At 71.6% G+C, this 19,582-nt stretch carries 22 protein-coding genes; 9 read left to right on the forward strand and 13 right to left on the reverse strand.

Annotation, left to right across the window (positions count from 1 at the left end; genetic code table 11):
- Window positions 1–81: 81 nt before the first annotated feature.
- Window positions 82–993: a MarR family winged helix-turn-helix transcriptional regulator gene (locus tag ABEA33_RS17285; protein ID WP_345528130.1), complete on the forward strand. Its 912-nt coding sequence runs from the start codon at window positions 82–84 to the stop codon at window positions 991–993.
- Here the strand turns inward: ABEA33_RS17285 and ABEA33_RS17290 are convergent.
- From ABEA33_RS17290 to ABEA33_RS17300, 3 genes are read right to left on the reverse strand one after another with little or no spacing between them, the layout of a single operon-like run.
- Window positions 990–2,468 (reverse strand): DUF6297 family protein, encoded by a 1,479-nt coding sequence (locus ABEA33_RS17290; RefSeq protein WP_345528131.1) that lies wholly within the window; start codon window positions 2,466–2,468, stop codon window positions 990–992. The two genes, ABEA33_RS17285 and ABEA33_RS17290, sit on opposite strands and share 4 nt — an antisense overlap.
- Window positions 2,465–3,127: an ABC transporter ATP-binding protein gene (locus ABEA33_RS17295; RefSeq protein WP_345528132.1), complete on the reverse strand. Its 663-nt coding sequence runs from the start codon at window positions 3,125–3,127 to the stop codon at window positions 2,465–2,467. Before ABEA33_RS17295 ends, ABEA33_RS17290 begins: the two co-directional genes overlap by 4 nt.
- The gene (locus ABEA33_RS17300) at window positions 3,124–3,519 is read right to left on the reverse strand and encodes a DUF4446 family protein (RefSeq protein WP_345528133.1); all 396 of its coding nucleotides are present in this window, start codon (window positions 3,517–3,519) and stop codon (window positions 3,124–3,126) included. Before ABEA33_RS17300 ends, ABEA33_RS17295 begins: the two co-directional genes overlap by 4 nt.
- Window positions 3,520–3,755: 236 nt before the next feature.
- Between ABEA33_RS17300 and ABEA33_RS17305 the strand changes: the two genes are divergently transcribed.
- On the forward strand, window positions 3,756–4,589 hold the full coding sequence (locus ABEA33_RS17305; protein WP_425577445.1) for a prephenate dehydratase: 834 nt from the start codon (window positions 3,756–3,758) through the stop codon (window positions 4,587–4,589).
- A 19-nt stretch (window positions 4,590–4,608) separates the two neighbouring features.
- On the opposite strand, the gene ABEA33_RS17310 is transcribed toward ABEA33_RS17305, so the two are convergent.
- Window positions 4,609–5,376 carry a VOC family protein gene (locus ABEA33_RS17310; RefSeq protein ID WP_345528135.1) on the reverse strand — a complete coding sequence of 256 codons (768 nt, stop codon included), beginning with the start codon at window positions 5,374–5,376 and terminating at the stop codon, window positions 4,609–4,611.
- Window positions 5,377–5,475: 99 nt separating this feature from the next.
- Here ABEA33_RS17310 and larB point away from each other — a divergent pair, with 99 nt between their 5' ends.
- Genes larB through ABEA33_RS17330 form a run of 4 tightly spaced genes read left to right on the forward strand, consistent with a single transcriptional unit; the run spans window position 5,476 to window position 9,170 of the window.
- Window positions 5,476–6,162, forward strand: coding sequence for a nickel pincer cofactor biosynthesis protein LarB (larB, locus tag ABEA33_RS17315; protein ID WP_345528136.1), 687 nt, complete (start codon window positions 5,476–5,478; stop codon window positions 6,160–6,162).
- On the forward strand, window positions 6,159–7,349 hold the full coding sequence (gene larC / locus ABEA33_RS17320) for a nickel pincer cofactor biosynthesis protein LarC (protein WP_345528137.1): 1,191 nt from the start codon (window positions 6,159–6,161) through the stop codon (window positions 7,347–7,349). The genes larB and larC overlap by 4 nt, the downstream gene beginning before the upstream one ends.
- Window positions 7,349–7,939, forward strand: a complete 591-nt coding sequence (locus ABEA33_RS17325) for a TMEM165/GDT1 family protein (protein WP_345528138.1) — start codon at window positions 7,349–7,351, stop codon at window positions 7,937–7,939. The genes larC and ABEA33_RS17325 overlap by 1 nt, the downstream gene beginning before the upstream one ends.
- Before the next feature lie 10 nt (window positions 7,940–7,949).
- Window positions 7,950–9,170: an arginine deiminase gene (locus ABEA33_RS17330; protein WP_345528139.1), complete on the forward strand. Its 1,221-nt coding sequence runs from the start codon at window positions 7,950–7,952 to the stop codon at window positions 9,168–9,170.
- A gap of 147 nt (window positions 9,171–9,317) precedes the next feature.
- Here ABEA33_RS17330 and ABEA33_RS17335 read toward each other — a convergent pair whose 3' ends face one another.
- The 5 genes from ABEA33_RS17335 to ABEA33_RS17355 form a co-directional block, all read right to left on the reverse strand.
- The gene (locus ABEA33_RS17335) at window positions 9,318–10,253 is read right to left on the reverse strand and encodes a DUF5926 family protein (RefSeq protein ID WP_345528140.1); all 936 of its coding nucleotides are present in this window, start codon (window positions 10,251–10,253) and stop codon (window positions 9,318–9,320) included.
- 9 nt (window positions 10,254–10,262) lie between these two features.
- Window positions 10,263–11,069 (reverse strand): glycerophosphodiester phosphodiesterase, encoded by an 807-nt coding sequence (locus ABEA33_RS17340; protein ID WP_345528141.1) that lies wholly within the window; start codon window positions 11,067–11,069, stop codon window positions 10,263–10,265.
- Between the two features lie 9 nt (window positions 11,070–11,078).
- Window positions 11,079–12,719: an ABC-F family ATP-binding cassette domain-containing protein gene (locus ABEA33_RS17345; RefSeq protein ID WP_345528143.1), complete on the reverse strand. Its 1,641-nt coding sequence runs from the start codon at window positions 12,717–12,719 to the stop codon at window positions 11,079–11,081.
- A gap of 7 nt (window positions 12,720–12,726) precedes the next feature.
- A complete protein-coding gene (locus ABEA33_RS17350) occupies window positions 12,727–13,914 on the reverse strand; it encodes an ATP-binding protein (RefSeq protein WP_345528144.1) in 1,188 nt (395 codons plus the stop codon).
- Between the two features lie 141 nt (window positions 13,915–14,055).
- Complete coding sequence (locus ABEA33_RS17355) at window positions 14,056–14,316, reverse strand: hypothetical protein (protein WP_345528145.1); 261 nt, start codon at window positions 14,314–14,316, stop codon at window positions 14,056–14,058.
- A gap of 59 nt (window positions 14,317–14,375) precedes the next feature.
- Between ABEA33_RS17355 and ABEA33_RS17360 the strand changes: the two genes are divergently transcribed.
- Complete coding sequence (locus tag ABEA33_RS17360; protein ID WP_345528146.1) at window positions 14,376–15,242, forward strand: Fpg/Nei family DNA glycosylase; 867 nt, start codon at window positions 14,376–14,378, stop codon at window positions 15,240–15,242.
- Here the strand turns inward: ABEA33_RS17360 and ABEA33_RS17365 are convergent.
- Window positions 15,235–15,888, reverse strand: a complete 654-nt coding sequence (locus tag ABEA33_RS17365) for a DUF4396 domain-containing protein (protein WP_345528147.1) — start codon at window positions 15,886–15,888, stop codon at window positions 15,235–15,237. The two genes, ABEA33_RS17360 and ABEA33_RS17365, sit on opposite strands and share 8 nt — an antisense overlap.
- 131 nt (window positions 15,889–16,019) lie before the next feature.
- Between ABEA33_RS17365 and ABEA33_RS17370 the strand changes: the two genes are divergently transcribed.
- Entirely contained in the window at window positions 16,020–16,355 is a 336-nt protein-coding gene (locus ABEA33_RS17370) for a rhodanese-like domain-containing protein (protein WP_345528148.1), read from the forward strand.
- 27 nt (window positions 16,356–16,382) lie between these two features.
- Here the strand turns inward: ABEA33_RS17370 and ABEA33_RS17375 are convergent, their stop codons facing one another.
- The gene (locus tag ABEA33_RS17375) at window positions 16,383–16,952 is read right to left on the reverse strand and encodes a hypothetical protein (RefSeq protein WP_345528149.1); all 570 of its coding nucleotides are present in this window, start codon (window positions 16,950–16,952) and stop codon (window positions 16,383–16,385) included.
- Entirely contained in the window at window positions 16,942–17,646 is a 705-nt protein-coding gene (aat, locus tag ABEA33_RS17380; RefSeq protein WP_345528150.1) for a leucyl/phenylalanyl-tRNA--protein transferase, read from the reverse strand. Before aat ends, ABEA33_RS17375 begins: the two co-directional genes overlap by 11 nt.
- A gap of 62 nt (window positions 17,647–17,708) precedes the next feature.
- On the opposite strand from aat, the gene ABEA33_RS17385 reads away from it, so the two are divergent.
- On the forward strand, window positions 17,709–18,401 hold the full coding sequence (locus ABEA33_RS17385) for an EcsC family protein (RefSeq protein ID WP_345528151.1): 693 nt from the start codon (window positions 17,709–17,711) through the stop codon (window positions 18,399–18,401).
- Here the strand turns inward: ABEA33_RS17385 and ABEA33_RS17390 are convergent.
- The gene (locus ABEA33_RS17390; RefSeq protein WP_345528152.1) at window positions 18,362–19,576 is read right to left on the reverse strand and encodes a hypothetical protein; all 1,215 of its coding nucleotides are present in this window, start codon (window positions 19,574–19,576) and stop codon (window positions 18,362–18,364) included. The two genes, ABEA33_RS17385 and ABEA33_RS17390, sit on opposite strands and share 40 nt — an antisense overlap.
- Between the last annotated feature and the right edge of the window lie 6 nt (window positions 19,577–19,582).

A 19,582-nucleotide genomic window follows, 5' to 3' on the forward strand; every position in this document is an offset into this window, starting at 1 on the left:
CATCCGCAATCGTCCGGGGCTAAACGATCAACTACTTAACGATTACCCCCAGTACGATACGCTTCTTCGCAGAATCGTCAAGTGGCTAACGATCAGGAGTTGGATCACATGGGTCTGCCCGAGGCCTCCGTCAGCAGGGAGCTGCTGCCGGCTCTCGCCGACGCCCCCGGACACCTCCTGTGGCGGGCCGCCGCCCGGGTCACGGTCGAGCTCGGCGCCACGCTGCCGCCCGGCGTCGACATACACGCGTACGCCGCCCTGCTCTCCCTTGCCGGTGGCACCACCCGCTCCCAGCAGGCGATCGCCGAGAGGATCGACGTGAGTCGTACGACGATGGTCAAGGTCGCCGCCGCCCTGACCGAGCAGGGCCTTGTCGAGCGCGTGCGCAACCCTGACGACCGACGCTCCTACGCCCTGACCCGCACGCCGCACGGGGCCGCGGCAGCCCGGCGCTGGCGCCGGCACGCCGAGGACCTCGAGGACGCGCTGACCGCCGGCTTCTCCGAGGCCGAGCGCGAGGAGCTGCGCCGGCTGCTGCTCGGCGTCATCGAGGGCGAGCTCTCCCCCGAGACCCCCGAGCCGTTGCTGGAGAGCCTGGGCTTCCTCATCACCCGGGCCCACGCCCGGATGCACCGGGCGTTCGCGGGTGCTCTCGAGCCGCTACGGATCGAGCCGCGCCACTTCGGGGTGCTGACCACCGTCACCGCGCTCGGTCCGGTCGCCCAGGCCGAGCTCGGCCGGCAGCTCGGCGTGAGCGGAGCCAGCGTGGTCCAGATGATCGACGATCTGGAGGCCCGCGGGCTGGTCGAGCGCCGCCGCCTCGAGACCGACCGGCGCACCCAGGTCCTGCACCTGCTCCCGGAGGCGGGCGACGTGCTGGCGGAGGCGGCCCGGATCGCCGACGAGACCGTCGCCGGGCGCCTCGGGGCGCTCGACGCCGAGCAGGCGCGACGCCTGGTCCTCCTGCTGCAGCGGTTCGTCACCGCTCCTTAAGGTCGGGAGACCAGGAACGCGAGTACGGCGGCCATCAGTCCGGCTGTCCAGGCCGCCCCGGTCGGGGTCGGGGAGATCAGCAGCGGCACCGTGCCGAGGAGGAGTACGTCGAAGCCGCGCAGCACGCTGACGTACAGCGAGGTCGGGACAGCGCCCATCGGCGACGTGATCAGCGGCAGTCGGTAGTCCGGCGGATGGCTGGTCATCCAGCGGACCGCCGCGGTCGCCGACGCGGCGCCGCAGGCGAGCGCGACCGCCACGCACGAGGCCCAGGATCCGCCGACGGCGCCGTGCACGGCCGGGGTGGTGGCGAGCGACCATAGGAGGAGGGCCAGGCACGGCACGCCGAGACAGGCCAGCCTCACCGTCGAGGCCGGGAGCGGGAAGCAGCGCAGCAGGCTCGCCGTGCGGCTCAGCACGCGGAGCGAGGTGAAGAGCCCGACGCCCGCCCCGAAGCCGGTCAACGTCACGGCGACGACCATGACGTGGCCCAGGCCGAGCGCCGTGGCGAGGTAGGGCAGGACCAGCGCGGCGGCCAGGCCGATCAGCACCTGGGGCGTACGCCGCAGGCGCACCACCTCGCGCCAGACCAGGGCACCGGCGCCGCTGCCCCTGCCCCGGACCACCCGCACCGAGCTCCGGGCACGCCAGTGCCGCGCGACCAGGATGTCGTAGAAGAGCGTGAGGTCGAGGCTGGCCAGCGCGCCCGAGATGCCGGGCAGGAGGTTGCCGCCGGACACCAGCCGCTCGCGGCGGATCAGGTGCAGGCTGCGATAGGCCAGGACGAGCAGCACGACGCCCGCGACGGCGGTGACCACCACCCCGACTCGAAGGGGCGCGACTGCCGGCACCCGCAGCAGGGCGGGGACGTCGTCGCGCGCGACCAGCACCAGGCCCAGCCACAGCACGACGCCGAGCGACCAGACGAGCAGGCGCACGACCGGCCCGCCTCGGGCCTGGTCGACCGTCGCGATCGCGACCAGGAGGACGCAGACCGATCCGGCCAACAGGGTCAGCCAGCCGATCACGTCGACGGGGTACGCGCTCAGCGCCGCGCCGGTCGCGGCCAGGGCGGCCCCGACGAGGGCCGCGACGACCGACGTACCGAGGAGGCGGCCGCGCACCAGCGCCGTACGGTCGAGCGGAGCGGTGAGCAGCCAGGTGCCGACCGCCGGCGTCACGAGCATCGGCCCGAGCAGCCGGGCGGTGGCGAGCACGACGGTGATCGCGCCCAGCCCGAAGAGCCACCCGAGGGCGTCACGAGCGTCGAGGCAGGAGACCGACGAGCAGCCGCCGGAGGTGATGACGTGGACGTTGAGGATGACGTTGACCGCCATCGCACCCAGGACGAGCGCGGAGAAGACCACGACGTACGCGTCGCTCAGCGCCTCCATCAGGCTGGTGTCGACCCGGCCCCGACGCCAGGTGCGGATCTGGGAGCGGAGCGCTCTGACCTCGGCGGCCGAGGCACTCACGGGGAGAGCTCGTCGAGGTCGAGGACCCGATCGGCGACCGCCTTCACGAGGTCGGGGTCGTGGCTCGCCAGGAGGATCCCGAGGCCGTCGGCCTTCTCCTTCAGGAGCCGCTCGGTCAGCCACTCCAGACCGGCCTGGTCCAGCCGGGCCTCGGGCTCGTCCAGCACCAGCAGCCGGCGCGGGCGCACGAACGCGCTCGCCAGCGCGAGCCGGCGCTTCTGCCCCGACGACAGGGTGCCGGGCAGCTGGGCTGCCTGAGCGGTCAGCCGCACCTCCTCGACCACGGCGTCGACCAGCGCCTCGGCGTCGGGGACACCGTGGGCCCGGGCGAAGAGGTCGAGGTGCTCGATGACGCTGAGGTCGGGGAAGAAGTCCATGTCGTCCAGGACGATCGCGAGGTCGCGGCGTACGGCGACCGACCGCTCGTCGACCGGCTCACCGTCCAGCTCCACCGAGCCCGCGGTCGGTGCGTCGACGCCCGTGACGCAACGCAGCAGCGTGGACTTGCCGGCGCCGTTGCGGCCACGCAGCGCCAGCGCCCTGCCGGCCGTCACCGTGAGGTCGACACCGGAGAGGACCTCGATGTCGCCGAACTTCTTGGTCAGCCCGCGCACGCGCAGCAGCGGAGGTGTCTTGCTGGGTTTAGCCGGTTTGCTCACGGGCGGGCGTGCTCGATCGCCTCGAGCTCCTCCGGCGAGAGCTGCTGCTCGCAGGTCCAGCCGGTGATGGTCTTGGCGTACGTGCGCGCGTCGCTGCGGCCGTGGATCGACGTCAGGACGACGCCGTGGCCGCCGTCGTCGAGCAGCGCGACCGACCACGAGAGGTGACCGCCCATGTCGCCGAACGCGTCGTACCGCACCACCGCCAGGTGACGCAGCGCGTCCGTGCCCTCGCGGCGCAGCGCCGCGACCTCCTGGCGCAGCCCGTGCACGTCCTCGGGCACCGCCTCGACCCCGGTGCCGGTGCGGACCGTCGTACGGCGCCACGCGACCACCGCCAACGCGAGAGCGAGCAGGGCGACGACGAGCGCGAGCACGGCCAGGATCTCCACGTCCTGAGCCTAGTGGCGCGGGTGCGAAGTAGTTGGATGGTCGGCGTCGTCAGGGTGCGTGCCTCGCAAGGCGGCGGCACGACGGCATACCGGGTGTCTTCCGAGTGCTGCCAACGCAGCGAGGGGCGTGCCATGGCGGCGTCGAACCGTCCAAGGATGTCGTGCGCGCGACACTAGGTCGCCGAAGTCTGGGCAGCCGCCGCCCACGCCGAGACGGCCGTGGGACCATGACGGACGTGACCCGACGCATCGCCTACCAGGGCGAACCCGGCGCCAACTCCCACCTGGTGTGCAAGCAGCACTACCCCGACTGGGAGGCGCTGGCGTGCGCATCGTTCGAGGACGTCTTCGCGGCGGTCGAGGGAGGCGACGCGGACCTCGCGATGATCCCGATCGACAACTCGATCGCCGGCCGAGTGGCCGACATCCACCACTTCCTGCCCGACTCGGGGCTGCACATCATCGCCGAGCACTTCCTGCGGATCCGGTTCTCCCTGATGGCGATCCCCGGCACCGCGATCGGCGACATCCGCACCGTGCACAGCCACGTCCACGCGCTCGGCCAGTGCCGCAAGGTGATCCGACGGTACGGCTTCACCCCGGTGATCTCCGGCGACACCGCTGGTGCGGCCCGCGAGATCGCCGAGCTCGGCGACCCGACCCAGGCCGCGATCAGCCCGCCGCTCGCGGCCGAGATCTACGGGCTGGAGATCCTGGCCGACGACGTCGAGGACGAGGACCACAACACGACCCGGTTCGTGGTGCTCTCGCGCGAGCTGGTCGAGGCGGCCCCCGGCAACGGTCCGGTCGTCACCAGCTTCATCTTCAACGTGCGCAACCTGCCGTCCGCGCTCTACAAGGCGCTCGGCGGCTTCGCCACGAACGGCGTCAACATGACCAAGCTGGAGAGCTACATGGTCGGCGGGGAGTTCACCGCGACCCAGTTCCTCGCCGAGGTCGACGGCCACCCCGAGGACACCGGACTCAAGCACGCGCTCGAGGAGCTCGCGTTCTTCACCACGGACGTCAAGATCCTCGGGGTCTACCCGGCCGACGCCTTCCGAGGCTGAGCGGTCGCCGGGCCGGCCATCAGGTGGCCATCAGGTTGAACATCGCGCCCTGCGGGTCGGCCAGGACCGCCATCCGGCCGACGCCGGGGACGTCGAAGGCCGGAGCCACGACGCTGCCGCCCAGCTCGACGACGCGCGCGATCGTGTCGTCGACCGACTCGACGTTGAAGTAGACGTTCCAGTGCGGCGGGACGTCCTCCATCATCGGCGGCATCGCCCCGCCGACCTGGTTGCCGGCCACGACCAGGCAGGTGTACTCCATGCCGCCGTCCATCGGCTGCGCCTCCCACCCGACGCCGAGCAGGTCGGTGTAGAACGCCTTCGCGACCGCCAGGTCCGGAGTGATCAGCTCGTTCCAGATCGGAGTGCCGGGCTCGTTGGCCACCTGCGTGCCGACGTGGTTCTTCGCCTGCCAGAGGTTCACCCGGGCTCCACTCGGGTCCTTGATCGACGACATCCGGCCGTGCTCCATCACGTCGAACGGCCCGGCCTCCACCTCGCCACCGAGATCGACGACCTTCGCGGTGACCGCATCCACGTCGTCGACGGCGAGGTAGACGCCCCACCACGCAGGGTGGCCGGCGAGGTCCGGCATCATCGCGCCGATGCCGGCGACGGACGAGCCGTCCTTGGCGACGGTCAGGTAGTAGCCGGCGTCACCCATGGGGACCTCCGCGATCTCCCATCCGAAGAGGGATCCGTAGAAGGTCTTGGCGGCGGCCTGGTCGGGCGTGATCAGCTCGACGTAGTTGGGTGTGCCCTGGACGTAGGACTCGAACTTCGGCATGTCGTTGCTCCCTCGTGCGCTCGGTCGACCTCACCTGCCAGACAACACCCGACCACCGACAGTGACAACGCCTCTCGGGTGAACGAGTAGGTTCACCCCGTGGACCAGCACGACCCCCGGATCGCCGACCTCGGCTTCGCCCGCGTCGACGTCGACCGCGCGGCGCGCACCGGCGACCCCGAGGTCGTGTACGGCGCCGGCAAGACCCCCGACCAGGTCGTGGCGATCCTCCGGGCTCTCCACGACAAGCATCCCGAGCGCGCGGTGCTCGCCACCCGCCTGGCGCCCGAGGCCCTCGACATCGTCGGTGCGGCCCTGCCGGACGCCACCGTCGACCTGGTCGCTCGCGCCGTCACCCTCGGCCCGCTCCCGACCGCACGCGGCACCGTCGCCGTCGTCAGCGCCGGCACCTCCGACGCTCCGGTCGCTGCCGAGGCCGCACTCACCGTCGCCGTCCACGGTGCCGCCGTCGACCGCATCGACGACGTCGGCGTCGCGGGCCTGCACCGGCTGCTCGGCGTACGCGACCGGCTGGCCGCCGCCGACTGCCTGATCGTCGTCGCGGGGATGGAGGGGGCGCTGCCCTCCGTCGTCGGCGGGCTCACCGGCGTACCGATCGTGGCCGTGCCCACGAGCGTCGGGTACGGCGCCTCCCTCGGCGGCATCGCTGCCCTGCTGGCGATGCTCAACTCGTGCGCGCCGGGCGTCACGGTCGTCAACATCGACAACGGGTACGGCGCCGGCGTGCACGCCGCCCGGGTCGCCCGCCAGAGCGTGCCTCGGTGAGCGTCCTCTGGGTGGACGCCTCCTCCGGCGCCAGCGGCGACATGCTGCTCGGTGCCCTGGTCGGCGCCGGCGTCCCCGTCGAGGTGATGCAGTCCGCGATCGACGCCGTCGCGCCGGAGCCCATCGCGCTGCGCGTCGAGGCGGTGCGCCGTGGCGGGCTGGCCGCCACCCGCGTCCACGTGGACGTCGCCGAGTCCCACCACCACCGGACCTGGCGCGACGTGCGGGCACTGCTCGGCGATGCCGACCTGGCCGTCGCCGTCTTCCAGCGGCTCGCCGTCGCCGAGGCCACCGTCCACGGCACCACCCCCGACGAGGTGCACTTCCACGAGGTCGGCGCGCTGGACGCGATCGCCGACGTCGTCGGGGTGTGCGCCGGCTTCGCCCACTTGGGCGCCACGAGTGTCACGGTCTCGCCCGTCGCCGTCGGCTCCGGCACCATCCAGGCAGCCCACGGCACCCTCCCGGTCCCGCCGCCCGCCGTCGCCGAGCTCCTGCGCGGCGTCCCGTCGTACGCCGGCGACGTGCCGATGGAGCTGTGCACGCCGACAGGAGCAGCGCTGCTGACCACGCTCGCCACCGGCTGGGGGCCGCAGCCCGCGATGAGCGTCGAGGAGATCGGGGTCGGAGCGGGTGGGCGGGACCCGGACGGGCACGCCAACGTCGTGCGGTTGTTCGTGGGTGGTGGTTTCGAGGCTGGCTCCGCTCGCACCTCAACCGCCGACACCACCGGGGCCGGGCCGCTGCTGCTGGAGTGCAACGTGGACGACCTCGACCCGCGGGTCTGGCCGGCGGTGATCGCGGCCCTGCTCGAGGCCGGGGCTTCGGACGCCTGGTTGACGCCGATCCTGATGAAGAAGGGCCGCCCGGCCCACACGCTCAGCGCCCTGGTCGACGGCGAGCACGCCACCGGCGTACGCACCGCGATCTTCCAGCAGACGTCGACCATCGGGCTGCGCGAGCAGCCGCTGACCAAGCACGCGCTGGAGCGTGAGTTCGCGTCCGTCGATGTCGGGGGGCAGACGATCAGCGTGAAGCTCGCCCGCCACGACGGGACTGTCGTCAACGCCCAGCCCGAGTACGACGACGTCGCGGGGGCCGCCGCGGTGCTCGACCGTCCCGTCGCCGACGTCCTCGCCGAAGCCACAGCGCTTGCTCGGCAATTCCTTATCGGCACGGTCCTCTGATGGACCCGGTCGTCATCGGCCTGACCTTCTTCGCGATCTTCGTCGTCGAGCTGCCGGACAAGACGTTCCTCGCGACGCTGGTGCTCGCCACGAAGTACCGCCCGATCCTGGTGTGGATCGGGGTCGGTCTCGCCTTCCTGGTGCAGACGACGGTGGCGGTGCTCCTCGGCCACGCGGTGTCGTTCCTGCCCGAGGAGGTCGTGCAGGCTGCGGCCGGGGTGATGTTCCTGGTGGGCGCGGTGATCCTGATCCGCGAGGGCCGCAGCCACCAGGAGGCCGCCGCCGGCGACGAGGAGATCGAGGCCAAGGCCGTGCACGGTTGGCGGGCGATCCTGGCCAGCTTCCTGGTGCTCTTCGCGGCCGAGTGGGGCGACCTGTCACAGCTGCTGACGATCTCGCTGGTCGCGAAGTACGAGGAGCCGGTCGCCGTCTTCATCGGTGCCCTCGCGGCGCTGCTCCTGGTCAGTGGGCTCGCCGTGGTCGCCGGCCGCCAGCTGCAGCGCTTCGTCAAGCTCCACGTCCTGCACTACATCGGCGCCGGCGTCTGCCTGCTGCTCGCCGCGATCACGGCGTACGAGCTGCTCACCTAGAGTCGTACGCATGGCAACGCACGGAGCCGACTCCGAGGTCGGCAAGCTCCGGACCGTCCTGCTCCACCGCCCCGGCAACGAGCTCAAGCGACTCACCCCGCGCAACAACGACCGGCTGCTCTTCGACGGGATCCCATGGGTCGCGCGCGCCCAGGAGGAGCACGACGCCTTCGCCGAGGCGCTACGCGCTCGGGGCGCCGAGGTGCTCTACCTGACCGACCTCCTCACCGAGACGCTTGCCGAACCGTCCGCGCGCCACCACGCCATCACCACCGCCCTGGCCGGGCTGCACCTCGGCGACACCCTGCGCGACTACCTCGCGCGCTTCCTCGGTGACGCGTCGCCCGACGAGCTCACCGACTACCTGACCGCCGGCATCCGCAACGACGAGGTGCGCGGCGGGTTCGGGCTGGTGACCTCGCTGCTGGCGACCGACGACTTCCTGATCGACCCGCTGCCCAACCTGCTGTTCACCCGCGACTCCTCGGTCTGGGTCCGCGACCGGGTCGCGGTCACGTCACTCACCATGCCCGCGCGCTCGCGCGAGACGCAACTGACCGAGCTCATCTACACCGAGCACCCGCGCTTCCGCGGCACCGGCAAGATCCACGGCTGGCACCACGAGCACGTCGAGGGCGGCGACGTGCTGCTGATGGCGCCGGGCGTCATCGCGGTCGGCGTCGGGGAGCGCACCACGCCGGCCGGCGTCGAGCGTTTCGCCCGCCAGGCCTTCCACGCCGACCTCGCGCACACCGTGCTCGCCGTACCCATCGCCCAGGAACGCGCGACCATGCACCTCGACACCGTGTGCACGATGGTCGATGTCGACAAGATCGTGATGTATCCCAACGTCGCCGACTCCCTGCAGGCGTACGCCGTCACGGCCGCGGGCACCGCCGACGACGAGCGCGCGCTGGTGCTGTCGGTGGCCGACGCCGAGCCGTTCCTGGTGGCGGCGGCGAAGGCGATGGAGATCGACACCCTGCACCAGATCGACACCGGGCTCGACCCGGTCACCGCCGAGCGAGAGCAGTGGGACGACGGCAACAACACGCTGGCGATCGCACCCCGGGTCGCCGTCGCGTACGAGCGCAACCACGAGACCAACGCACGTCTCGAGGAGGCCGGCATCGAGGTCGTGCGGATCGCCGGCTCCGAGCTGGGTTCGGGCCGGGGTGGCCCGAGGTGCATGAGCTGCCCGGTCTCGCGGGAGCCGATCCCGGTCGACTAGGCGTGAAAGTGAAAGACCCGGCCGCTGCCGACGGGGGAGGCGACAACGACCGGGCAGCGCGACACTACGTCCCGTACCCGCACCGCGACAAACCTCAACACGCTCGCGGCGACGAGATTCACAACAATCAGGGCCGATCGGCCGATCTCAGCGCAGGGTGACCTGGCGGTTGGCCAGTCCGGACCGGGCCGAACGCTCCTCGGTCGACAGGTCGGAGTCGGCGGCGAGCGCTGCCGCGAGGTCAGCCGCGAACCGCTCCGCCGGCTCCTCGAGCGCCTCGGGACCGGTGCCGACGGGCAGGTCCCAGACCGGGGCGAGCAGCCCGTGAGCACGGAACATCCCGACGAAGCGGGAGCCCTCGACGAGCGTGTCCCTGCCGGCCGCGTGCAGCCGCGCCAGGGCGTCCAGCAGCTGGTCCTCGGGCTCCGGCATCACCCAGCGCAGGTGCTCCTTCGGGCCGACGTTGGTCCAGTACGCCGCCTCGGCGCTGGTGAGCTTGGCAGTCGGGTTCGCGGCGGCGTTCGCCTGCTCGAGCGCGGCCTCCGCGGCGGCCCGGTCGGCCTCCGGGACGTCGGACACCCAGAAGCCGAAGCCGTCGTGGACGGTGACGGTGAGCGCCTCGTCGGCGATCAGGTCCTGGAGGCGCGCGCCCTCGCCGGGAGGGTCGGTCAGGCCGACGACGCCGGGCTCGGCGGTCAGGGCCAGCTCGAGCACGGCACCCAGGTCGCGTGCCGGGTCGCCGAAGTTGTGCTGCACCTGGAGACCGAGCCAGATCTCGCCGTTGTCGCGCACCATCGCCGGCGCGGCCATCGGCAGCAGCGTGCAGAGCTTCACGACCCGGTCGGCGTCGGACTTCAGGGTCAGCGGCGCTGTCGCCGCCGGCACCAGCTCACGCAACGCGACGACGTCGCACTCCGACGCCATCCCCTCGAACGGCCGGCCGACGTACACCCCGGCGGCACCGCCCGGAGCGCCGTGGCACGCCTTGTAGCGCTTGCCCGATCCGCAGGGGCAGGGCTGGCGCGGGCCGACCTCGCCGGGGAGCTGGGCGGGACGGGGCTTGTTCCGGGACTTCTTGGCCATGGCGGCAACTTATCCGCCGGCACTCTCCCGGGTGTCAAGCAGGTCGAGGACGTACGCCGGACGGTCGGTGATCACGGCCTTCACCCCCAGCTCCAGGCAGAGCTCGAGCTGCTTCTGCGTGTTGACCGTCCACACGTGCATGTCGTGTCCGGACCGGATGATCCGTGGACCCAGCTTGGGGTGCTCGGTCAGCTCCTTGATGCCCGGTCCGACCAGCCAGTCCGGGCCGATCATCCGTCGCAGCATCGGCCAGTTGCGGGAGTGCTCGAGCAGCATCACCAACGGCACTTCGGGGGCCAGCCGCTCGACCCGCTGCAGCGCGGTCCAGGAGAAGCTCATGACGCGGACCGGAGTGCCGGCCCGGTCCCAGCCGAGGTGCCGGAGCTGGTCGACCAGGCGGCGCTCGACGAGACCGCCGTACCGGGTCGGGTGCTTGGTCTCGATCGCGATCTCGACGCGGCGGTCGTAGTCGGCGACGACCTCGAGCAGGGTGCGCAGCGTCAGCACCCGGTCGAGCTGCTCGTCCGGGTCGGGCGCCTCGTCGTCGAGGTCGGCCCAGGGGTTCTTCCAGGAGTGGAAGTCCAGCTGGTCCAGCTCGGCCAGCTCGGTGTTGGAGACCAGCGTGCGGGTACTCGTCGTACGACGCAGGTCGCGGTCGTGCACGCAGACGAGGTGGCCGTCGGCGGTGAGCCGGACGTCGCACTCCAGCCCCTCGGCGCCGGCGTCGAGCGCGGCGACGTAGGCACGCAGGGTGTGCTCGGCGTTGTCATGACTGGCGCCCCGATGCGCGACGACCTGGGGTCTCACAACAACCATGGTGCCGCCTCAGGACTCCTGGGTGACGACCCCGTCCACGACACGCCAGCGTCGGTCGAGGCTGACGTTGTCGAGCAGCCGGCGGTCGTGCGACACCAACAGCAGCGCGCCGTCGTACGACGCGAGCGCCTCCTCGAGCTGTTCGATCGCGGGCAGGTCGAGGTGGTTGGTCGGCTCGTCGAGCACGAGCAGGTTGACCCCGCGGCCTTGGAGGAGCGCGAGCGCGGCCCGGGTCCGCTCCCCCGGCGACAACCGGCCGACGAGGCTGGCGACCTGGTCGGCCTTGAGCCCGAACTTCGCGAGCAGGGTGCGTATGTCGGCGGGCGCCATCTCCGGGAGAGCAGCCTCGACCGCGTCGCCGAGCGGGAGGCCCTCGGCGAGGCCGGTGCGCGCCTGGTCGATCTCGCCGATCGCGACCGTCGCACCGAGGCTGGCAGTGCCCGCGTCGGGCACGATCCGCCCCAGGAGCAGGCCGATCAGCGTCGTCTTGCCGGCACCGTTGGGCCCGGTGATGCCGATCCGGTCGCGCGCGTTGACCTGCAGCGAGGCCGGTCCGAGGGCGAAGCCACCGCGCCGGACGCTGGCCTCGTTGAGGGTCGCGACCACCGCGCTCGAGCGGGGCGCCGCGCCGATGCTGAACTGCAGCACCCACTCCTTGCGCGGCTCCTCCACCTCCTCGAGCCGGGCGATGCGCGACTCCATCTGGCGCACCTTCTGGGCCTGCTTCTCCGACGACTCGGACTGGGCGCGGCGTCGGATCTTGTCGTTGTCGGGGCTCTTCTTCATCGCGTTGCGGACGCCCTGCGAGCTCCACTCGCGCTGGATGCGGGCGCGGGACACGAGGTCGGCCTTCTTGTCGGCGAACTCCTCATAGGCCTCGCGGGCGTGCCGCCTGGCCACGGCGCGCTCCTCGAGGAACGCGTCGTAGCCGCCGTCATACACCGCGACCTGGTGCTGAGCGAGGTCGAGCTCGACGATCCGGGTGACGCAGCGGGAGAGGAACTCGCGGTCATGGGAGACCAGCACGACACCGCTGCGCAGGCCACGCACGAAGGCCTCGAGGCGTTCGAGGCCCGCCAGGTCGAGGTCGTTGGTGGGCTCGTCGAGGAGTACGACGTCGAAGCGGCTCAGCAGCAGGGACGCGAGCGCCGCCCGGGCCGCCTGGCCTCCGGAGAGGCTCGCCATCAGGGCGTCGGCACCGACGTCCAGGCCGAGGTCGGCCAGCATCGGCGGGATCCGCTCGTCGAGGTCAGCGGCACCGCTCGCCATCCAGCGGTCGAACGCGGCGGCGTACTCGTCGTCGGCGCCCGGCCGTTCGGAGCCCAGCGCCTCGGCCGCCGCCTCCATCGCGGCGGTCGCTGCGGTCGCGCCGGTGCGGCGGCCGACGTACGCCGCGACCGTCTCGCCAGGGACTCGCTCATGCTCCTGTGGGAGCCAGCCGACGAACGCGTCAGCGGGTGCGGTGCTGACCGTGCCGCCGTGTGGCTCCAGGTCGCCGGCGAGGATCCGCAGGAGCGTGGACTTGCCGGCGCCGTTGGCCCCGACGACGCCCACGACGTCGCCGGGCGAGACCGTGAGGTCGAGGCCCTCGAAGAGAGTGCGGTGGCCGTGGCCTCCCGCGAGGTCCTTGGCGACGAGGGTGGCGCTCACCGTGTCATCACCTGGACCTCAGGAACTTGCCGAAGTGCGGGACGGTGAACGCCACGCTGCCGCGCTCGCCCGAGTAGACGAGGCCCTTCTTGATCAGCCCGTCGCGCGCCGGGGAGAGCGACTGCGGCTTGCGGACCAGGTGGGCCGCGACCTCGGCGGTGGCGATCGGCCCGTCCAGGTTGCCGGCGCCGAGGTCGGCCATCGCGGTCATGTAGTCGCGCTCGGCCGGGGTGGCCCGGTCGTAGCGGGCGCCGAAGAAGCCGACGGCGAGCTCGGCCTCAGCCTCCGGTGCTGCGGCGCGTACGTCGGTGACGCGGATCGGTGAGCCGACGGCGGCGTCCCAGGTCACCTTGCCGTAGGCCTGCACGAAGTAGGGGTAGCCGTCGGTCAGCCGGTAGAGCTCGTCGAGGGCGTCGTCCTCGAACTCCACCCCCTCCTCGGCAGCAGGCAGCCGCCAGGCGCGGTCGGCCATCTCCCGGGGGAGGCGGTCGACCGAGGCGTAGCGGAACAGGCGCTCGGCGTACGACTTGGACGCGGCGAGCGCGACCGGCAGGTGTGGCAGGCCGGCGCCGACGACGACCAGCGGCGCGCCCTGCTGGCTGATCTCGTGGCAGGCGCCGCAGAGCGCGGCCAGCTCGGGCGTGGAGATGTCCTGCATCTCGTCGATGAAGAGCGCGACGCCGACGCCGAGGTCACCGGCGAGCGTGGCGACGTCGGCGAACAGCTCGACCAGGTCCAGCTCGAGGTCACCGGAGTCGGCCCTCCCCTTGGCCGCTGTGACGTCGGTCGGAGGCGTCCACCTCATCCCCTTGCGGTCGTCGACGCTTGTGCGCAGCGCGAAGCTCTTCAGGACGCTGGCGACCTCGTCGACCCGGTCGGGGTCACGGTGCCGGTGGGCGACCTCGCGGACCGCCGCGTGCACGGCCTGGGCGATCGGGATCCGGATGCTCTGGTCGGGGCGAGCCTCGATCTTGCCGGTCCCCCACGCCCGTCGTACGGCCTGGCCGCGCAGCGCGTTGAGCAGCACGGTCTTGCCGACGCCGCGCAGGCCGCTGAGGACCATGCTGCGCTCGGGTCGGCCGGCCGCGACGCGCTCGAGGGTCACCTCGAACTGCTGAAGCTCGCGGTCGCGACCCGCCAGCTCGGGCGGTCGCTGCCCGGCGCCGGGGGCGTACGGGTTTCGGATCGGGTCCACGTGAGGACCGTATCCAGGTGTCTAGGAGATTTCGTAGAGATGTGGCGGCGCGGCGGGCGGGTTTCCCCGGCTGCCCGGGGAATCCCGCGGACACGCCGTAGCGGCAACGGCGTGTCCGACGGTTTCGGCCGACAACCCCGGTCAGGCGGACGCGGAGCCGAGGACCGTGAGCCGATCGCGGGCGTCCTCGTAGGAGCGCACCAACCCGGCCTGGAGCACGGTGATCAGGTCCGGCACCTCGTCGATGGCGAGCCGGAACGAGCCGGCGCAGACGTTGTCACGCCACAGGGACAGCACCACCATGCCGGCCTCCTGGTGCCACGAGACCCGCAGCGCGCGGTCGCCCCCGCGGGCGTCGAGGAAGATCGACCCCGTCTCCGGCAGCGGGCGTACGGCGGGCACACCTCCATGATGCTCCCGACAGGCAAGGCCTGTCACCGGTTCTGCCTAGACTCTGGGGCGTGCCCGAGCTGCCCGAGGTGGAAGCCCTGGCCCTCGACCTGAGGAGCCGGCTGGACGGCCACGCCATCGCGAAGATCCATATCGCGGCGTTCAGCGCGCTCAAGACCTTCGACCCACCGCTGTCCGCGCTTGAGGGCACGATGGTCGACAACGTGACCCGGCACGGCAAGTTCCTCGACATCGAGGCGTCCGGCATCCACCTGTGCCTTCACCTCGCCCGCGCGGGCTGGATCCGATGGCGCGACGAGGTGCCGACCGTCCCGCCGAAGCCCAGCACCAAGTCCACCCTCGCCCTCCGGGTCGTCCTCGACGACCAGTCCGGGCTCGACATCACCGAGGCCGGCACCCGCAAGAGCCTGGCGGCGTACGTCGTTCGCGATCCGCAGGACGTCCCGGGCATCGCCCGCCTCGGGCCCGACCCGCTCGACGACGAGTTCACCATCGACAAGTTCGCCGAGATCCTCCAGCACGAGGGCCGCAAGCAGCTCAAGGGCGTGCTCCGCTCCCAGAGCACGATCGCCGGCATCGGCAACGCCTACTCCGACGAGATCCTGCACGCCGCGAAGATGTCGCCCTTCAAGCCGGCCAACGGGCTGACGGACGACGAGCTCGCCACGCTGTACGCCGCGGTGCGCGACACCCTCGGCGACGCCGTCGCGAGGTCTCGCGGCCTGCACGCCAGCGAGCTCAAGGGCGAGAAGAAGTCCAACCTCGCGGTGCACGGGCAGACCGGCAAGCCGTGTCCCGTCTGCGGCGACACCGTGCTGGAGGTCTCCTTCGCCGACTCGAGCCTGCAGTACTGCCCGACCTGCCAGACCGGCGGCAAGCCGCTCGCCGACCGGCGGATGAGCAAGCTGCTCAAGTAGCGCTTGAGGCGTGCCCGTCCTCGCTCGGTCCGCCACCGACCTCGTCCGCGATCGACACCACCAGGCCGCCGAGCATGAACGCGACCAGCACGGCCACCAACGTCGAGGTCGCGAACGACGGGATGAGCCGTCGTACGCCGACCGCCTCCGCGCCGCCCTGGTGGTACTGGTGCAGCAGGGCGTGCCCCTTGCCGCGCCGCAGCAGGTAGCGGTTCACCGGGTACGCCGCGAAGAACGCGGCCGTCAGCGCGATCATCATCCCGACCCAGAACACGACGTTGACCAGGCCCGCGTCCATCGCACCGGGGAGGACCGCCATGACCAGGTTGTCGACGACCTCCATGGTCGCGATCGACAGCGTGTCGGCGGCGAGGACGACACTCAGCGCCGCACCCACGGACAGGCCGGCCTTGACCAGCGGCAACGTCGAGAGCGTGTAGCCGAAGAAGAACGCCAACCCGACAGAGAGGGCAATGGTCCAGCCGTTCGCCAACCCTGCGGCGGTGCCGATCATCAAGCCCGCGATCTCACCGATCGCACACCCGGTCAGGCAGTGCAGCGTGGCGCTGACCGCCATCGAGTTGATGCCACCCATCGCCGCGTGGCCGTGCTGGGCGTGGTGCTCGTGGTGCTCGTGGTGGTCCATGGCGACCCAACCTATACCCATAGGGGGTATATTCCGGCAAGTCCAGGGGCACTCCCGGGTTCGTCCGGTCGGGCCGGCGAAGCCTAACCTCGGAGCACAGTCCCGTTGCCGAACGCCGAGAGAGACCACCCGTGAGCCAGATCCCCACCGTCTCCATCGATGCCGTGCCCGACCCGCTGCCCGAGGAGCTCTCAGTGCTCGACGTGCGTGAGGACTTCGAGTGGGAGCACGGGCACATCGACGGCGCCGTGCACATCCCGATGAACGACCTGCCCGAGCGGCTCGACGAGGTCGGCGGCGGGCAGACCCTGGTCGTGTGTAAGGTCGGCGGCCGCTCCGGGCAGGTCGTCGCCTGGCTGGCCGAGCAGGGGTACGACGTCGTCAACCTCGACGGCGGCATGCTCGACTGGGCGGGGGCCGGCCGGCCGATGGTCAGCGAGACCGGCGCGCCGCCCCGAGTCGTCTGAGTGCGCTGAGCATCGCCTGGTCGGTCATCACTGGGCCGAGATGTCGGGCTGCTGCGGGCAGTTCTCTCCGGTCCAGGTGCCGAAGGCCTGAGTGGCCTTGCTGTCTTCGGCGGACAGGTCGGCGCCGACTGTCTGGAGCTCTTCGGCCGTCGCGTCTGCGGGGAGTTCGACGAACCTGGAGACGACGACCTCCATGCCCTGCCGGACCTCGTCGGTCATCTCGCTCGGCGTGCCGTAGTCCTCCATTCCGGCCGCCCACTCCTTGATCCTCGCTATCGATTCGGCGGGATCCTTGATGTCGATCTTGACCAGTTGCTTGGCGAGCCCCAGGAACTGCTCGCAGAAGTCCTCCGTGGACACGTCCTTCGGCGCATCCGACCTCGGCGCATCCGACCTCGGCGCATCCGATGTCGGCGCATCCGCCTTCGAAGCATCCGCCTTCGGCGCTTCGTCGCCGTCGCTCCCACCACACCCGGCCAGCGCGCCGCCCAGAAAGCCCAGCGTCAAGGCGATCCCGGCAACTTTCAGAGCGATGTTCGTCGGACGGTCCATGCAGGTCTTCTCCTCGATCCGCAGCAGGTCCGGGTCACTCTGCATCAAAGACGTCCGGATTGCGCCGGAAGATGTCGGGTTCGCTTAAAAATTGAGTGGCCGCGAGACGACGCAGGTACTCCCGTCGACTGATCTCGACCACGCCGAGCGACGCCAGGTGCGGCGTCGACCACTGCACGTCGAGCAGTCGCCCGGCCGGATCGCTCGCCCGCAGGCCCTCGACCAGGGCGACCAGGGCGACCTTCGAGGCGTCGCGCTCGCGATGGAACATCGACTCGCCCGCGAACAGCCCGCCGATGCCCACGCCGTACAGGCCCCCGACCAGCCGTCCGTCACGCCAGGCCTCGACGGAGTGGGCCCAGCCGAGCTCGTGCAGCCGGAGGTACGCCGCGCGGATGTCGCGGTCGATCCAGCCCTGAGGACGAGACGGGTCGGCGCAGGCGTCCGCGACCTCCGCGAACGCCGTGTCGATCCGGATCTCGAACTCCCGGCACGAGCGGCGCAACGACTTCGACACCACCAGCCCGTCGAGCGGCAGCACGCCGCGACGGACCGGGCAGAACCAATACATCGGGTCACCTGGCGTCCCGGACGGCATCGGGAAGAGCCCGTGCCGGTACGCCGCCAGCAGGGTCCCCGGAGCCAGGTCGGCGCCGATCCCGACGAGGTCGTCGAGGGGGTCGAAGCCCGCCGGATCACCGAACGTCCAGCGCGACGGCGGCGGTTCGATCGGAGGCACGATCCAGACCGTAGCGGGCGCCGACGACCCTCGGAGTCGCGTCCGGTCCGTACGATCGAGGCGTGGGCGCGAAGAGCAACATCACCTCGGCGGCGGGCAAGTACGTCGCGCCGCGGTTGCCCGCGCTGGCGCCCGAGCTCAACGCGACCTTCGTCCGCGAGGCGCTGCACCGGGCGATCCACGGGATCGGCCCGCTCCCGTCGGCCGCCGCGACCGCCGACAAGGCGCTGCGTGCGGCCGAGGGTAGGCAGAAGCGTGCCATCAAGGCGGTCATCGACGACCACATCCGCTACGCCGGCGCCCAGGGGATGCTGACCAGCGTCGGCGGGGCGTTCACCGCGATGGTCACGATCCCGACCAACATCACCGGACTGGCCCTGATCCAGGCTCGGATGGTGGCGGTGATCGCGCACCTGCGCGGCTACGACCTCGAGGACCCGCGGGTGCGCAACGCGGTGCTCGCCTGCATGCTCGGCGAGGACAAGGTCGAGGCCCTGGTCAAGGCCCGCAAGATCCCCGCGCCACCGATGGCGATCGCGACGGCGCCCGTGCACGACCCGGAGATCGAACGGGTGCTCTGCGCCGAGGTCACCTCCGAGCTGGTGACCAAGGTGGCCGGCAAGCACGCCGCCATCGCGGTCGCGCGCAAGGTCCCGGTCGTCGGCGGCATCGTCGGCATGAGCGTCGACGGCTTCGCGACGTACCAGATCGGGCGCTACGCCGGCGGCGAGCTGCGACCGCGCGCCCGCCGGTAGGCCGCCAACGCGCGAAGACCGAGCTCGCTGTGCTGCAGCCGACGCACGGTGCGCTCGCGCCAGCGGTACGTCGGGCGCAGGTAGGACCGTTCGAGGGCCTTGTAGACCTGGTCGAGCTCGGCCTGCAGCTCACCCTCGCGCCGCTGCAGCCGGGCGCCCTCGAGCAGCACCGCCTTGAGCGCGTCGACCGCCGCGTCGGCGACCTGCGCCTCGTCCGGGTGGTCGGGGTCGACGTAGTCGGTGACCGGCGGCGCGCCGGCCAGGTCACCCAGGTCGCCCACGACGTCGTACCCGCGCCGCTCGATCTCCTCCACCCACGACGCGGTGACGTCCGAGACCCACGGGTGCAGGTCCGGCGGCAGCGCCAGTCGGGGCGACCCGGCCCGTCGCGACAGCGTCTGGTGGGCGAGCAGCTCGCGCACCAGCGGCCGGTAGTCGCGCGGCTCCAGCTCCTGGTTGGCGGCCCGGTTGATCCGGCGCACCAGCGCGGTCTCCGGGACGCCGAGCGACGGGTTGGTGCGCTCCGCCTCGAGGGTGAGGTCGATTCCGTCGAGCCCGAAGGCGGTGCTGAAGCGCTTCCACAGCAGCTCCGGAGGTCCGCCGACCGGAGGCACCGTGACGAGGTGGATGCGCTCGGGTGGCAGGTCATCGCCCCAGCGGTCCAGGATCTCGGGCAGCTCCTGGACCCCCCAGAACCAGGTCGAGATCCGGGCCTCGCGTCGCGGGTCCTGGATCTGGTCGAGGAAGGCGCGGTAGGAGAGGCTCGCGCGGTGCTTGACGTTCTCCTGCCACTCGGCCGGGATCTGGCGCACCAGGTCTCGCACCGAGATCACGACGTGGATCTCCGTGCCGTCGTCGTGGCCGAGCGAGGTCAGCGCCCGGCCCACCTGCGCTCGGGAGGCGGTCGCGAGGATCTCGTGGCTGATGATCGAGGTGCCGTCGTTGCGGCGCACCTGCTTCGCGAGCTTGTCCCACTGGCCGACGGCCTGGTTCTCCAGCCCGCCCCACGGCATCCGCATCAGGTCGAGTGCCGCGAGGAAGTGGGCGTCGAACCGGTCCGCCGGGTAGTGGATGCCGGCAGCGGACAGCGTGCGCTGGTTGCGGAAGAGCACGTCCTGGAGGTATGACGTGCCCGTCTTCGGCGTGCCGACGTGCAGTAGGACGCGGGTGCTCACGGGTGG

Source organism: Nocardioides endophyticus, assembly GCF_039543845.1.
Lineage (GTDB): Bacteria > Actinomycetota > Actinomycetes > Propionibacteriales > Nocardioidaceae > Nocardioides > Nocardioides endophyticus.

Coding starts and splice junctions, on each gene's coding strand:
- ABEA33_RS17310 (WP_345528135.1), bottom strand. CDS start 5,376: ATGCCGAAGTTCGAGTCCTACGTCCAGGGCACACCCAACTACGTCGAG.
- ABEA33_RS17325 (WP_345528138.1), top strand. CDS start 7,349: ATGGACCCGGTCGTCATCGGCCTGACCTTCTTCGCGATCTTCGTCGTC.
- ABEA33_RS17330 (WP_345528139.1), top strand. CDS start 7,950: ATGGCAACGCACGGAGCCGACTCCGAGGTCGGCAAGCTCCGGACCGTC.
- ABEA33_RS17335 (WP_345528140.1), bottom strand. CDS start 10,253: ATGGCCAAGAAGTCCCGGAACAAGCCCCGTCCCGCCCAGCTCCCCGGC.
- ABEA33_RS17340 (WP_345528141.1), bottom strand. CDS start 11,069: ATGGTTGTTGTGAGACCCCAGGTCGTCGCGCATCGGGGCGCCAGTCAT.
- ABEA33_RS17365 (WP_345528147.1), bottom strand. CDS start 15,888: ATGGACCACCACGAGCACCACGAGCACCACGCCCAGCACGGCCACGCG.
- ABEA33_RS17375 (WP_345528149.1), bottom strand. CDS start 16,952: ATGCAGAGTGACCCGGACCTGCTGCGGATCGAGGAGAAGACCTGCATG.